This window comes from Caballeronia sp. PC1 (genome assembly GCF_021353155.1).
In the GTDB taxonomy this organism is placed as follows: Bacteria; Pseudomonadota; Gammaproteobacteria; order Burkholderiales; family Burkholderiaceae; genus Caballeronia; species Caballeronia cordobensis.
The window spans coordinates 167168-181089 of record NZ_JAJUBH010000001.1 but is presented as its reverse complement, the minus strand read 5'-3'; the positions used below and the strand labels follow the sequence as shown (position 1 = coordinate 181089).

General features: G+C 63.6%; 11 protein-coding genes. 8 read left to right on the top strand and 3 right to left on the bottom strand.

Annotation, left to right across the window (positions count from 1 at the left end):
- Positions 1–43: 43 nt before the first annotated feature.
- Both LY284_RS00825 and LY284_RS00820 read right to left on the bottom strand, forming a co-directional pair.
- Complete coding sequence (locus LY284_RS00825; RefSeq protein WP_014192063.1) at positions 44–1744, bottom strand: NAD+ synthase; 1701 nt, start codon at positions 1742–1744, stop codon at positions 44–46.
- A gap of 43 nt (positions 1745–1787) precedes the next feature.
- Positions 1788–2930 (bottom strand): GNAT family N-acetyltransferase, encoded by a 1143-nt coding sequence (locus LY284_RS00820; protein ID WP_014192064.1) that lies wholly within the window; start codon positions 2928–2930, stop codon positions 1788–1790.
- Between the two features lie 142 nt (positions 2931–3072).
- Here LY284_RS00820 and LY284_RS00815 point away from each other — a divergent pair, with 142 nt between their 5' ends.
- Entirely contained in the window at positions 3073–3366 is a 294-nt protein-coding gene (locus LY284_RS00815) for a GIY-YIG nuclease family protein (protein WP_014192065.1), read from the top strand.
- A 64-nt stretch (positions 3367–3430) separates the two neighbouring features.
- Here LY284_RS00815 and ppa read toward each other — a convergent pair whose 3' ends face one another.
- Positions 3431–3958 (bottom strand): inorganic diphosphatase, encoded by a 528-nt coding sequence (gene ppa / locus LY284_RS00810; protein ID WP_014192066.1) that lies wholly within the window; start codon positions 3956–3958, stop codon positions 3431–3433.
- Positions 3959–4141: 183 nt separating this feature from the next.
- Between ppa and LY284_RS00805 the strand changes: the two genes are divergently transcribed.
- The 7 genes from LY284_RS00805 to urtD all read left to right on the top strand — a co-directional run bounded on the left by LY284_RS00805 (position 4142) and on the right by urtD (position 13782).
- Positions 4142–5581, top strand: a complete 1440-nt coding sequence (locus LY284_RS00805) for an aldehyde dehydrogenase family protein (protein WP_233384155.1) — start codon at positions 4142–4144, stop codon at positions 5579–5581.
- A 10-nt stretch (positions 5582–5591) separates the two neighbouring features.
- Positions 5592–6368, top strand: coding sequence for an SDR family oxidoreductase (locus LY284_RS00800; protein ID WP_014192068.1), 777 nt, complete (start codon positions 5592–5594; stop codon positions 6366–6368).
- Positions 6369–6542: 174 nt separating this feature from the next.
- On the top strand, positions 6543–7859 hold the full coding sequence (locus LY284_RS00795) for an MFS transporter (RefSeq protein ID WP_014192069.1): 1317 nt from the start codon (positions 6543–6545) through the stop codon (positions 7857–7859).
- 870 nt (positions 7860–8729) lie between these two features.
- Entirely contained in the window at positions 8730–10037 is a 1308-nt protein-coding gene (gene urtA, locus LY284_RS00790) for an urea ABC transporter substrate-binding protein (RefSeq protein ID WP_014192070.1), read from the top strand.
- A gap of 77 nt (positions 10038–10114) precedes the next feature.
- Positions 10115–11719 (top strand): urea ABC transporter permease subunit UrtB, encoded by a 1605-nt coding sequence (urtB, locus tag LY284_RS00785; protein WP_050878307.1) that lies wholly within the window; start codon positions 10115–10117, stop codon positions 11717–11719.
- A 3-nt stretch (positions 11720–11722) separates the two neighbouring features.
- Complete coding sequence (gene urtC / locus LY284_RS00780; protein WP_014192072.1) at positions 11723–12916, top strand: urea ABC transporter permease subunit UrtC; 1194 nt, start codon at positions 11723–11725, stop codon at positions 12914–12916.
- Positions 12913–13782, top strand: a complete 870-nt coding sequence (urtD, locus tag LY284_RS00775) for an urea ABC transporter ATP-binding protein UrtD (protein WP_014192073.1) — start codon at positions 12913–12915, stop codon at positions 13780–13782. Before urtC ends, urtD begins: the two co-directional genes overlap by 4 nt.
- Positions 13783–13922: the final 140 nt, after the last annotated feature.

Here is a 13922-nt window from a genome sequence, read left to right as displayed (position 1 = left end):
GGATGGACGGATTCGGAGAGATGCTTTCGATTCTAGTCGCGTTTCATCGCGCCAGTGGTTCGGCGAGCGGTTCATCGAAGCGCGAAGTGATCGGATAACGCCAGTCGCGGCCGAACGCGCGATGCGTGACGCGAATGCCGATCGGCGCCTGCCGCCGCTTGTATTCGTTGATCTTGATGAGGCGCGTGACGCGCTTCACATCGTCGGCGCTGTAACCCGCCGCGACGATTTCATCGAGCGGACGGTCTTCCTCCATGTACATGCGCATGATCGCGTCGAGGACTTCGTAGGGCGGCAGGCTGTCCTGATCGGTCTGGTTCTCGCGCAGCTCGGCGGAAGGCGCGCGCGTGAGGATGCGCTCGGGAATCACATCGCGCTGTCCGTACGCATCGGTCGCGTTGCGATAGTGGCAGACCTTGTAGACGAGCGTCTTCGCAATGTCCTTGATGACCGCGAAACCGCCCGCCATGTCGCCGTACAGCGTGCAATAGCCGACGGCCATCTCGCTCTTGTTGCCCGTCGTGAGCACGATCGAGCCGAACTTGTTCGACAGCGCCATGAGCAGCGTGCCCCGAATGCGTGCCTGAATGTTCTCTTCGGTCGCATCTTCCGCGCGGCCCGCGAACTCTTCGGCGAGCGCGCCGCGGAACGCCTCGAACATCGGCGCGATCGCGATCTCGTCGTACTTCACGCCGACGCGTTGCGCCATGTCGCGCGCGTCGGTGGTGGAGATGTCGGCGGTGTAGCGCGAGGGCATCATCACCGCGCGCACGCGATCCGGGCCGAGCGCATCGCACGCGACCGCGAGCACGAGCGCCGAATCCACGCCGCCCGACAAGCCGATGATCGCGCCCGGAAAGCCGTTCTTGCCGATGTAATCGCGCACGCCGACGACGAGCGCCTTGTACACCTGCGCTTCGAGCGGCAAGTCCGGCGCGCGCTCGCCGCGCACCGGCACGGCGCCGTCGAAATCGACGAAGCCGACCGTTTCATCGAACTGGGCCAGCTTCGTGACGAGCGCGCCGTGCGCATCGAGCACGAAGGAGCCGCCGTCGAAGATCAGTTCGTCCTGCGCGCCCGCGAGATTCACGTAGACCATGGGTATGCCGGTCTCGCGGATACGCGCGCGCAGAATGTCGAAGCGCACCGACTCCTTGTTGACGTGGAACGGCGAGCCGTTCGGAATCAGCAGCACTTGCGCCCCCGCCGCCTTCGCGAGTTGCGCCGCCGAGGCGTGCCACGCATCCTCGCAGATCACGACGCCATAGCGCACGCCGTCGAGCTCGAACACGAACGGACGCGGATCGGTGGCGAAGTAGCGCTTCTCGTCGAAGACTTCGGTGTTGGGCAGATCCTGCTTCAGATAGGTGCCGACGATCGCACCGTCAGCGATCAGCGAAGCCGCGTTGTACGTATCGCGCGGCGGCACGCCACGCGCGATCGGCGTATCCGGATCGACGCCTTCTTCGTGCACGCGATGCGGATGACCGACGAGCACGTGCAGGCCATCGAACGCCTTCAACTGCGCCGCGAGATCGTCGAGCGCGGCCGCGCTCGCACGATAAAACGCCGGACGCAGCAGCAGATCTTCCGGCGGATAACCCGACAGCGCCAGTTCCGGCGCGATCATGAGCCGTGCGCCGTTTTCGTGCGCGACGCGCGCGGCATCGACGAGCCGCGCGACGTTGCCGGCGAAATCGCCGACGGTGACATTGATCTGGGCGAGTGCGATGCGGGTTTTCATGTCGATGCAATATTGAGGGTGCGATGACGGCGGGATTATCGCATCACGCCTTCTTCCTGAACGGCGTATGCGCTTCCAGTTCGCCGATGTGCTGATCCATCGCTTCGGTTTCGGCATCGAGAAACTCGCCGATCGCGTGCGCGAAACGCTGGTCCGCGATCCAGTGCGCGGACCATGTCGGCGTCGGCAGAAGACCGCGCGACATCTTGTGCACGCCCTGTGCGCCGCCTTCGAAACGCGCAAGCCCGTGCTCGATGCAATACGCGATGCCCTGCATGTAGCACGTCTCGAAGTGCAGCCCCGAGACGAACTCGCGCGTGCCCCAGTAGCGGCCGTACATGGTGTCGCCGCCGATCATGTTGAGCGCGCACGCGAGGCGCTCGCCGTCCGCTTCGGCGATCACGAGCAGGATGCTGTCGGGCGCATCGGCGTGAATCCGCCCGAAGAACTCGCGCGTGAGATACGGCGCGTTCCAGTGTTCGCGATACGTGTTCTCGTAGCAGTCGTAGAAGAAGTCGAGCGCGCGACCGTCGATCTGCGCGCCGCGCAGCCAGGTGTACGTGACGCCCGCGTCCGCCACGCGCCGCCGGTCCTGCTTCACCTTCTTGCGCTTGTCGTGGCTCATCGTCGCGAGGAAGGCGTCGAAGCTCGCGAAGCCGTCGCCGGGCAAATTCTCCCAGTGGAACTGCACGCCTTCGCGCAACATGTAGCCCGCGTCCGTCAGCGCCTCGATGTCCTGCGCATGCGCAAACAGCACGTGCAGCGACGACAGTTCGAGCCTGCGCGTCAGCTCGATTGCACCACGCGCGAGCAGTACGCGATCCTCGTGGTGCGCGGCGATGAGGCGCGGCCCCGTCACGGGCGAGAACGGCACCGCCGAAAGCGCCTTCGGGTAATAGCGCAGGCCGTGGCGCTCGAAGGCATCGGCCCATGCGTGATCGAACACGTACTCGCCGCGCGAATGCGATTTCAGATAGAGCGGCATCGCCCCGGCGAATTCGCCGCCGCGTCTGAGCATCAGATGATGCGCGCGCCAGCCGGTGCGCTTCACCGCGCAGCCCGACTCCTGCAACGCCGAGAGGAACGCGTGACGCACGAACGGGTTGTCGCCCGCGAGCCGGTTCCAGTCGGCGGCGGGGATGTCGGTGAGCGCATCGACCACATGAATTTCGATCTCGCGATTCAACAGGCTACCTCGCTAAATATCGATGGACGCATTCAAGAAGCGCGCCCGAAAGCGGCTATTTTCGCGCAACTCGCCCGCGCACGCCGATGCCCCGCCGCGGTGCTTTCAGCGATAATGCGCGGCACATCATCGACACACGCTCATGGCCTGGTTCCTCTATCTGATCGAATGCGCCGACGGCAGCCTCTACACGGGCATCGCGACCGACGTCGAAGCGCGCTTCAGCGCGCATGCGAGCGGCAAGGGCGCGCGCTATACGCGTGCGAGGAAGCCGTTGCGCGTGCTGGCGTCGTTCGAACTGGCGGGGAAATCGGAGGCGTTGCGGGCGGAATATCGCGTCAAGCGCTTGTCGCCGATGCAAAAGCGCGCGTTGATCGCGGGGGAAAGAACGCTGGAATCGGTGTTGCCCAGGAGCGAGGCAAGCGAGGAAGAATAAAAAACGCCGCCGCGTTTCAGTCAACGCGGCGGCGTTCCATCGAAAACTCAATCGAAAAACGCGCTTACTTCTTGTAGTTCGCAACGCCTTCCGAAATTTCCTTGTGCGCGGCATCGATGCCCGCCCAGCCTTCCACCTTCACCCACTTGCCCTTTTCGAGCGCCTTGTAGTTCTCGAAGAAATGCTTGATCTGGTCCTTCAGGAACTCCGGCACGTCGTCGATCGACTTGAGGTTCGCCGTCATCGGGCAGACCTTGTCGTGCGCCACGGCGACGAGCTTCGCGTCCACGCCCGATTCGTCCGTCATTTGCAGCATGCCGAGCGCACGCGCGCGCACGACCGAGCCCGCCAGCAGCGGATACGGCGTGATGACAAGCACATCGACCGGGTCGCCGTCGCCCGAGAGCGTCTGCGGAATGAAGCCGTAGTTGGCCGGATAGCGCATGCCGGTGCCGATGAAGCGGTCGACGATGAGCAGGCCCATGTCCTTGTCGGCTTCGTATTTGACCGGATCGCTCTGCGCGGGAATTTCGATGATGACGTTGAAATCCTGCGGGAGATCCTTGCCGGGAGGTACGTTATTGAAGCTCATGAGCACTCTCTGGAGAAGTTGAGAAGGAAGAGGGAATCGCACGGACGGACGGTCTGCGAGACGCCGCCGCTTTTGCGTGATCACGTCATTATAGCCAATCGGGCCTCGCGCCTTTGCGCGCAAGGCGCACGCCCGATTATGGCGCGATAATCGGAAGACCAGACCGAATTCCGGGAGACATGCATGGAAGACGCAAAGCATTTCATCGGCAACCGCTGGGTCGCGGCGTCGGGCGGCGAGACGATTCCAGTGGTCGACCCGTCGGACGGGCAGATTTTCGCGCAGATCGCGCGCGGCACGACGGGCGACATCGACCGCGCGGTGGCCGCCGCGCGCGCCGCCTTCGACGGCCCGTGGGGCGCGACGAGCGCAGCCGAGCGCGGACGCATCCTCGCGCGCCTGTCGATGCTGATCGCCGCGTGTCACGAGGAGATCGCGCAGGTCGAGGCGCGCGACACCGGCAAGCCGCTCAAGCAGGCGCGCGCCGACGCGACCGGCATCGCGCGCTATTTCGAGTTCTACGCGGGCGCCGCCGACAAGCTGCACGGCGAAACCCTGCCCTACCAGTCCGGCTACACCGTGCTGACGATCCGCGAGGCGCATGGCGTGACCGGCCACATCGTGCCGTGGAACGATCCGCTGCAGATTTTCGGGCGCAGCGTCGGCGCGGCGCTCGCGACCGGCAACGCGTGCGTGGTCAAGCCGGCCGAGGACGCGTGCCTCTCGCTGTTGCGTATCGCGGAGCTGGCGGCGGAGGCCGGCTTGCCCGACGGCGCGCTCAATGTCGTCACCGGCTACGGGCACGAAGCGGGCGCGGCGCTCGCGCGGCATCCGGGCATCGATCACATCTCGTTTACGGGTTCGCCCGCGACGGGCGCGGCCGTCACCAAAATGGCCGCCGACAACCACGTGCCCGTCACGCTGGAACTGGGCGGCAAGTCGCCGCAAATCGTATTCGCCGATGCCGATTTCGACGCCGCGTTGCCCGTGCTCGTCGCCGCGATCGTGCAGAACGCGGGTCAGACGTGCTCGGCGGGCAGCCGCGTGCTGATCGAGCGCGCCGCGTACGAGCCCTTGTTGGAACGTCTCTCGCACGCTTTCGCCGCGTTGAAGGTCGGCCCGAGCAAGCTCGATCTCGATTGCGGCCCGCTCATCAGCGCGAAGCAGCAGCAGCGCGTGTGGGACTTCCTCTCCGATGCGCAGCACGACGGCATTCCGATGGCGGCGCACGGCGAAGTCGTCGGCGATGCGCCGGAAGCCGGTTTCTATCAGGCGCCGACGCTCCTGCGCGATGTCCCGCCGGCGCACCGGCTCGCGCGCGAGGAAGTCTTCGGCCCGGTGCTCGCCGCGATGCCGTTCGACGACGAAGCCGAGGCGCTGAAGCTCGCCAACGGCACCGACTACGGGCTGGTCGCGGGCATCTGGACGCGCGACGGCGCGCGCCAGATGCGCCTTGCGCGCCGCGTGCGCTCGGGTCAGGTGTTCATCAACAACTATGGCGCGGGCGGCGGCATCGAATTGCCGTTCGGCGGCGTGAAGCATTCGGGACACGGGCGCGAGAAAGGCTTCGAGGCGCTGTACGGCTTCACGACGCTCAAGACCATCGCGATCAAGCACGGATAAAGGAGACGTCATGCGACTGCAAGGGAAGACCGTAATCGTCACGGGCGGCGGCTCGGGTTTCGGCGAAGGCATCGCGAAGACGTTCGCGCGCGAGGGCGCGAATGTCGTCGTCAACGATCTGAACGGGCCGGCCGCCGAGCGCGTGGCGAGCGAGATCGCGCTGGCGTCGTCGCCGGAAGTGAAGCATGGACGCGCGATCGCCGTGGCGGGCGACGTGACGAAGCGCGAGGACTGGCAAACGCTCTTCGATGCGGCCATTCAGGACTTCGGCAGCGTGCAGGCCGTGGTCAACAACGCGGGCACCACGCATCGCAACAAGCCCGTGCTCGATGTGACCGAGGCCGAATTCGACCGCGTCTATGCGGTGAACGTGAAGAGCATCTACTGGAGCGTCGAGCAGTTCGTGCCGTATTTTCGGGAGCGCGGCGGCGGCGCGTTCATCAACATCGCATCGACGGCGGGCGTGCGGCCGCGCCCGGGCCTCGTCTGGTACAACGGCAGCAAGGCGGCGGTGATCGTCGCGAGCAAGGCGCTTGCGGTCGAACTGGGCCCGGACCGCATCCGCGTGAACTGCATCAATCCGGTGATGGGCGAAACCGCCCTGCTCTCCGAATTCATGGGCATGGACGACACGCCGGAAAACCGCCGCAAGTTTCTCGCGACGATCCCGCTCGGCCGCTTCTCGACGCCGCAGGATGTCGCAAACGCCGCGCTCTATCTCGCCTCCGACGATGCCGAATTCATCACCGGCGTCGCGCTCGAAGTGGATGGCGGACGCTGCGTCTGAGCCTCGGGCGCACGCCGCGCGACGAGTGCGGCGTGCGCTTAAACATCGGTGCTTTCCCTAGCGAAAACAAGCGTTTGGCGCTGTGGCCAAAGGGCTAGAATCCTTACGCGTCCGTAATCGTGAGCGGGCCCATCCGCTCGGCTTCGTGCGTTAAAACTAGAGGAGACAAGCAACATGGCCAGCACCGCCAACCCGGCGCCACGCCCCGCCGCAGGCGCCAATCCCGCTTTCGAAGAAGCCACTTACCGCAAGGTCGTCTGGCGGCTCGCGCCGCTTCTGCTCATCTGCTACATCGTCGCGTATCTGGATCGCGTGAACGTCGGCTTCGCCAAGTTGCAGATGGCCGCCGACCTTCAACTGTCCGACGCCGTGTACGGCTTCGGCGCGGGCATCTTCTTCTTCGGCTATTTCATCTTCGAGATTCCGAGCAACATCATCCTGCATCGCGTCGGCGCGCGGGTGTGGATCGCGCGGATCATGATCACGTGGGGCATCATTTCCGCGCTGACCATGTTCATCACGACGCCGACCATGTTCTACGTGATGCGCTTTCTGCTCGGCGCGGCGGAAGCGGGTTTCTTCCCCGGCATCATTCTTTATCTGACGTACTGGTTTCCGGCGCGCCGGCGCGCGCGCATCACGACGCTCTTCATGACCGCGATTGCGCTCTCGGGTTTGATCGGCGGGCCGATCAGCGGCTGGATCATGGATGCGTTCCACATGAAGAACGGCTGGCACGGCTGGCAATGGCTGCTGCTGCTCGAAGGCATTCCGTCGGTGATCGTGGGTCTCGTCGTGCTGATCAAGCTCGATGACCGCATCGCGAAGGCGAAGTGGCTGACCGCGGAAGAGCGCGATCTGCTGGAGCGCAATATCGCGGCGGATAACGTCGAGAAGGAAGATCATTCGATCGGACAGATCCTGTCGAGCCCGAAGGTCTGGCTGATGAGCCTGATCTACTTCTCGTTCGTGATGGGTCTGTACGGCGTGAGCTTCTGGCTGCCGACCATCATCAAGTCGATGGGCGTATCCAATGCGCTGCACGTCGGGCTGCTGTCCGCGATTCCTTATGGCGCGGCGGTGATCGGCATGCTGTACGCGGCGCGCAGTGCGGATCGCAGCGGCGAGCGGCGCTGGCATATTGCGATTCCTGCCTTGCTCGGCGCGGTGGGTCTGGTGTTGTCGGTGATCTGGTCGTCGAACACGACGCTTGCGATGGTCGGGCTCACGCTTGCCACGATGGGTATTCTCACGACGCTGCCCTTGTTCTGGAGCTTGCCGACGGCGTTTCTGGCGGGCACGGGCGCGGCTGCCGGGATTGCGATGATCAACTCGCTGGGGAATCTGGCGGGGTTTCTTAGCCCTTATCTCGTGGGGTGGTTGAGGCAGGCGACTGCTTCCACCTCTAGTGGGATGTATATGCTTGCCGGTTTTCTTGTGCTTGGGGCGGTGTTGGTGTTGAGCGTGCCGGCGCGGATGGTTAATCGTTGAGGGGTTTTTTTGTTGTTGGGGTGGTGCGCTTGGGCTTGGCGTGGATTGCCTGAATTCATGTCGGTCTATTAGCACTGCCCCTCCCCGGGGCGGGGGTAACTTTCTTTGCTGCTGCAAAGAAAGTCACCAAAGAAAGCAGCTTTGTCACCGCCCGCGGTCACACGCAGTTTGGCCACTCTTCTCCCCCAAGGCGGCACTCGCCTAAGTGTCGCCCTCATAAGCCCAATCGGGCTTGGATCGCACACGATCCGTCACATCGCACCACACAACAAACCGGTACAGCCATTTCAAGCTCCGGCCCGCTTCGCGGCCGATGGGTTAATCGGCTTTGCGTGCGCGCTCGTCTTCCGTTGGTTTCCCTCGCATACCCAGCGGCAGCGCGCAGCGCTGTGCCGAAGCTATCTCGTGCTGAACCAGCGCGCTCAAAGTTATGGTTTGTCGGACCGTGCGCGATCCAAGCCCGATTGGGTTTATGAGGGCACTCTTTAGGCGAGGGCCATTCCCCGAGGAGAAAAATGGCCAAACTGCGTGTGACCGCGGGCCTGAAAAGCTGCTTTCTTTGGTGACTTTCTTTGCAGCAGCAAAGAAAGTTACCCCCGCCCCGGGGAGGGGCAGCGCCAATAGACCGACACGAAATCAGGCAATCCACGAAAAAAACCCCGCGCGAGCAAAAAGCAAACCCGCACCGCAACGATGCACACCACCTCCGCCATGCACCAAAACCCCACCACAATCCAAAGCCACCAAACCATCAAAACCGCCCCAAACCCGCACAACTAGTGCATTCCACAACAATTGGCATACCCCTTGCAGAACGAACCGAGCAATCGTAAGGCTCAAACAAACCACACCGGCAAGGGGAACACAGAAATGAAACGACGCAGTCTGCTGAAGTTCGGCTCCATGTCGGGCGCGCTCGCCCTCGCGGGTCAGCTTCCGATCTCCAAAGCCCACGCCGCCGACAGCGGCCCTATCAAGGTCGGCATCCTGCATTCGCTCTCGGGCACGATGGCAATCTCCGAGACGTCGCTGAAAGACACGGCGCTCATGACCATCGCCGATATCAACAAGAACGGCGGCGTGATGGGCCGCAAGATCGAACCCGTGGTCGTCGATCCGGCTTCCAACTGGCCGCTCTTCGCCGAGAAAGCGCGCCAGCTTCTCACGCAGGACAAGTGCGCGGTGGTCTTCGGCTGCTGGACGTCGGTGTCGCGCAAGTCGGTGCTGCCGGTGTTCGAAGAACTCAACGGCCTGCTCTTCTATCCCGTGCAATACGAAGGGGAAGAGATGTCGCGCAACGTGTTCTATACGGGCGCGGCGCCGAATCAGCAGGCTATCCCCGCGGTCGAATATCTGATGGGCGCCGAAGGCGGCAGCGCCAAGCGCTTCTTCCTGCTCGGCACCGACTACGTGTACCCGCGCACGACCAACAAGATCCTGCGCGCCTTCCTCCACTCCAAAGGCGTCAAGGATGCGGACATTCAAGAGGTCTACACACCGTTCGGACACAGCGACTATCAGACCATCGTCGCGAACATCAAGACCTTTGCCCAGGGGGGAAAGACGACCGTCATCTCTACGATCAACGGCGATTCGAACGTACCGTTCTACAAGGAACTCGGCAACCAGGGTCTGAAAGCGACCGACGTGCCCGTCGTCGCGTTCTCGGTCGGCGAGGAAGAACTGCGCGGCATCGATACGAAACCGCTCGTCGGGCATCTCGCCGCATGGAACTACTTCATGTCGGTGAAGAACGCGAACAACACGAAGTTCGAGAAGGAATTCTTCGCGTACGCCAAGGCGCAGAACCTCCCCGGCGGCGACAAGCGCGTCACCAACGATCCGATGGAAGCGACCTTCGTCGGCATCCACATGTGGAAGCAGGCCGTCGAAAAGGCAAAGAGCGCCGATGTCGACAAGGTGCGCGCCGCGATGATCGGCCAGACCTTCGCCGCGCCCTCGGGCTTCACACTGACGATGGACGGAAACCATCATCTGCACAAGCCGGTGATGATCGGCGAAATTCGCGGCGACGGCCAGTTCAATGTCGTGTGGAAGACCAAGACCGCAGTCCGCGCACAGCCGTGGAGTCCGTATATCGCGGGCAATCAGGGCAAGCCGGATATCGTCAGCTCGATTCCCGCGTTCCTGCGCCGTCAACGCGTGCGCGTGGCGTGATGCATTGATGCCATGAAGTCATGGCCGCGCGCCGATCGATGACGCGCGGCCCTTCGAGTCATACAACAAAAGCCATCATGACCGGTTCCTTCGTGCGCGTTCTGCTCGCGCTATGCATCGCGTTGACGTCGCTTGCGGCGCATGCGCTCACCGCCGACGATCTCGCCCCGCTCGCCGGCGACGATTTCGAAGCGAAGTCCGCCGCCATCGACAAGCTCATCGCCAACGCCGATGCGCCTTCGCTCGCCGTGCTGAACGCCTTGTCCGACGGCTCGCTCGTCGCGACCGACGCGGGCCGCGTCGCGATTCAAACCGATGACGGCAACAAGGACCCCGTGACGGGCCAAGCCGTCGACGCGCCGGATGCGCAGCAGATCACGCTCTCGAATACCCTGCGCGCGAAAGTGGCGGGCGCGCTGTCGGGGCTGCAGCTCGCATCGACCGATATCGCCAGGCGCCGCGAAGCAATCGCGGCGTTATTGAAGAGCCCGGACCCGTCGATGAAGCCGATGATCGATCGCGCCCGCGCCATCGAACGCGATCCCGATCTGAAGAAGCGCCTCGACACGCTCTGGGCGATGACCGCGCTGCACGATCCCGACGTGAACAAGCGCCTCGAAGCCGCGCAACTCGTCGCCGCGCGGCACGATCTCGACATGTACGAACTGCTGCGCCCGATCGTCGCGAAGAACACCGACGGCGCGTTCAACGAGCCGGATGCGCGCGTGCGCGGCGCGGCGCAGGACGGCCTGTACGCGCTCGATTCGATTCAGCGCCGCAGCGAGATCTTCGGCACGATCTTCGCGGGCTTGTCGCTCGGCAGCGTGCTGCTGCTCGCCGCGCTCGGGCTTGCGATCACGTATGGGCTGATCGGCGTCATCAACATGGCGCACGGCGAGTTTCTGATGATCGGCGCCTATGCGACGTATGTCGTGCAAAACCTCGTGCAGCATTACGCGCCCGCCGCGTTCGACTGGTATCCGCTGTTCGCGGTGCCCGCGTCGTTCATCGCGGCGGCGCTCGTCGGCATCGTACTGGAGCGGCTCGTGCTGAAGCATCTCTATGGACGTCCGCTCGAAACGCTGCTCACGACCTTCGGCATCAGCCTGATCCTCATTCAGGCGACGCGCACGCTCTTCGGCGCGCAGAACGTGCAGGTGACGAATCCATCATGGATGAGCGGCGGCGTCGCGGTGATGCAGAACCTCATCCTGCCGTACAACCGGCTGACGATCCTCGCGTTCTCGCTCGTCGTCGTGCTGATCGCGTGGGCCGTGCTCACGAAAACGCGCCTCGGTCTCTTCGTGCGCGCGGTGACGCAAAACCGCAGGATGGCCGCGTGCGTCGGCGTGAAGACGGCGCGCGTCGATTCGTATGCGTTCGCGTTCGGCGCGGGCATCGCGGGGCTCGGCGGTTGCGCGCTTTCGCAGATCGGCAATGTCGGTCCGGATCTCGGGCAGAGCTACATCATCGATTCGTTCATGGCGGTCGTGCTGGGCGGCGTCGGCCAGCTCGCGGGCACGGTGATCGGCGGCTTCGGGCTCGGGCTCGTCAGCAAGACGGTCGAGCCGTTCTGGGGCGCGGTGCTCGCGAAGATCGCGGTGCTCGTGCTGATCGTGCTGTTCATCCAGAAGCGTCCGCAGGGCATGTTCGCCCTGAAGGGCCGAAGCGCCGAGGCCTGAGTCATGACCGCATCGACCAATCTTTCCGCGAACCTCGACGTCACGCCGCAAGCCGATGCCAGCGCCGCGCGCGCCGGCTTTGCGCTCGGGCTTGCGCCGCGCGCCGCGTTGCTGCCGCGTAACGGCTGGATCGCGTTGCTCGCGCTCGTCATCGCGATGGGCATTTGCGTGCCGGTCTCCGCGCTCGCGTTGCCGGAGACGAGCACGTTCCATCTGTCCGCGTACGCGATGACGCTCACCGCCAAGCTCATGTGCTACGCGATCGGCGCCCTCGCGCTCGATCTCGTGTGGGGCTACTGCGGCATTCTGAGCCTTGGCCATGCGCTCTTCTTCGCGCTCGGCGGCTATGCGATGGGCATGTACCTGATGCGCTCGATCGGCCGGGAAGGCGTGTACAAGAGCGATCTGCCCGACTTCATGGTGTTTCTCGACTGGCATGCGCTGCCGTGGTACTGGGAAGGCACGGAACATCTCTGGTATGCGTTGCTGCTCGTCGTGCTCGTGCCCGGCGTGCTCGCGTGGGTCTTCGGCTTCTTCACGTTCCGCTCGCGCGTGAAGGGCGTGTATCTGTCGATCATCACGCAGGCGATGACCTTCGCCGCGATGCTCCTGTTCTATCGCAACGAAACGGGTTTCGGCGGCAACAACGGCTTCACGGACTTCAAGCGCATCGCCGGGTTTCCGATCACGCATGCGGGCACGCGCACCGCCCTCTTCCTCATTACGTTCGCGGTGCTGGTGCTCGCGTTTCTCGCGGCGCGCTGGATCGTCACGTCGAAGCTCGGGCGCGTCGTCACCGGCGTGCGCGACGGCGAAGCGCGTCTCATGTTTCTCGGCTACAGCCCGCTTGCGTACAAGCTCTTTATCTGGACGGTGTCGGCGGTGTTGTGCGGCATTGCCGGTGCGTTGTACGTGCCGCAGGTCGGCATCATCAATCCGAGCGAGATGTCGCCTGCTAACTCGATCGAAATGGCGATATGGGTCGCTGTCGGCGGACGCGGCACGTTGATCGGGCCGATCGTGGGCGCGTTCGCGGTGAACGGCGCGAAGAGCTTTTTCACGGCATATTTCGCTGAATACTGGCTGTTCTTCCTCGGCCTCATCTTCACGCTCGTGCCTTTGCTTTTACCGAACGGCATCATGGGACTGATCGATCTCGCGCGCCGCAGGAAGACTCACGGAGACGCAGCGCAATGACTGCACACAACGCATTGATCGTGGACTTGCCGCCGCTTCCGGCCTTCGACGAGCGTGTCAATGTGAGCGGCGTCGCGGGCATGGGCCATGTGCTCGCGCCCGGCGAGATCGATGTATCGCACGGCGCGATTCTCTATCTCGAGGATGTCACCGTGAGCTTCGATGGCTTTCGCGCGTTGAACAAGCTCACGCTGTCCATCGACGTGGGCGAACTGCGCTGCGTGATCGGCCCGAACGGCGCGGGCAAGACCACGATGATGGACGTCATCACGGGCAAGACGCGGCCTGATGCGGGCCGTGTGTTTCTCGGGCAGACGTTGGATCTCACGCGCATGTCGGAGCCGGTGATTGCGCGCACGGGCATCGGCCGCAAGTTTCAGAAGCCTACCGTGTTCGAGAATCATCCCGTGTGGGAGAACCTCGAACTGGCGATGAAGACCGACAAGCGCTGGTTCGCTTCGCTGCGTGCGAGGCTGGATGCGCAGGCGCAGGCGCGCATCGAAGAAACGCTGGAGTTGATTCGCCTGCAGCATCAGGCGACGCGGCTTGCTGGCGAGTTGTCGCATGGACAGAAGCAGCGGCTTGAAATCGGCATGTTGCTGATGCAGCAGCCTGCGTTGCTTTTGCTCGATGAGCCGGCCGCCGGGATGACGGATCATGAAACGATGGAGCTTGCGGAGTTGCTGAACAAGCTGCGCGGGTCGTGTTCGATGATGGTTGTCGAGCATGATATGGAGTTTGTTGCTGCGCTTGCTGGTGTTTCCGGGAAGGTTACTGTTATGGCGGAGGGGCGGGTGCTTGCTGAAGGCTCGTTGGATGAGGTCAAGCGGGATGATGCGGTCATCGAGTCTTATTTGGGGCGGTGAGGGTTTTTCGTGGATTGCCTGATTTCTTGTCGGTTTATTAGCACTGCCCCTCCCCGGGGCGGGGGTAACTTTCTTTGCTGCTGCAAAGAAAGTCACCAAAGAAAGCAGCTTCTCACCGCCCGCGGTCACACGCAGTTTGG

Excerpts from the sequence above, each read along its gene's own strand:
- LY284_RS00825 (WP_014192063.1), bottom strand. The coding sequence starts at position 1,744 with ATGAAAACCCGCATCGCACTCGCCCAGATCAATGTCACCGTCGGCGAT.
- LY284_RS00815 (WP_014192065.1), top strand. The coding sequence starts at position 3,073 with ATGGCCTGGTTCCTCTATCTGATCGAATGCGCCGACGGCAGCCTCTAC.
- ppa (WP_014192066.1), bottom strand. The coding sequence starts at position 3,958 with ATGAGCTTCAATAACGTACCTCCCGGCAAGGATCTCCCGCAGGATTTC.
- LY284_RS00805 (WP_233384155.1), top strand. The coding sequence starts at position 4,142 with ATGGAAGACGCAAAGCATTTCATCGGCAACCGCTGGGTCGCGGCGTCG.
- LY284_RS00800 (WP_014192068.1), top strand. The coding sequence starts at position 5,592 with ATGCGACTGCAAGGGAAGACCGTAATCGTCACGGGCGGCGGCTCGGGT.
- LY284_RS00795 (WP_014192069.1), top strand. The coding sequence starts at position 6,543 with ATGGCCAGCACCGCCAACCCGGCGCCACGCCCCGCCGCAGGCGCCAAT.
- urtA (WP_014192070.1), top strand. The coding sequence starts at position 8,730 with ATGAAACGACGCAGTCTGCTGAAGTTCGGCTCCATGTCGGGCGCGCTC.
- urtB (WP_050878307.1), top strand. The coding sequence starts at position 10,115 with ATGACCGGTTCCTTCGTGCGCGTTCTGCTCGCGCTATGCATCGCGTTG.
- urtC (WP_014192072.1), top strand. The coding sequence starts at position 11,723 with ATGACCGCATCGACCAATCTTTCCGCGAACCTCGACGTCACGCCGCAA.
- urtD (WP_014192073.1), top strand. The coding sequence starts at position 12,913 with ATGACTGCACACAACGCATTGATCGTGGACTTGCCGCCGCTTCCGGCC.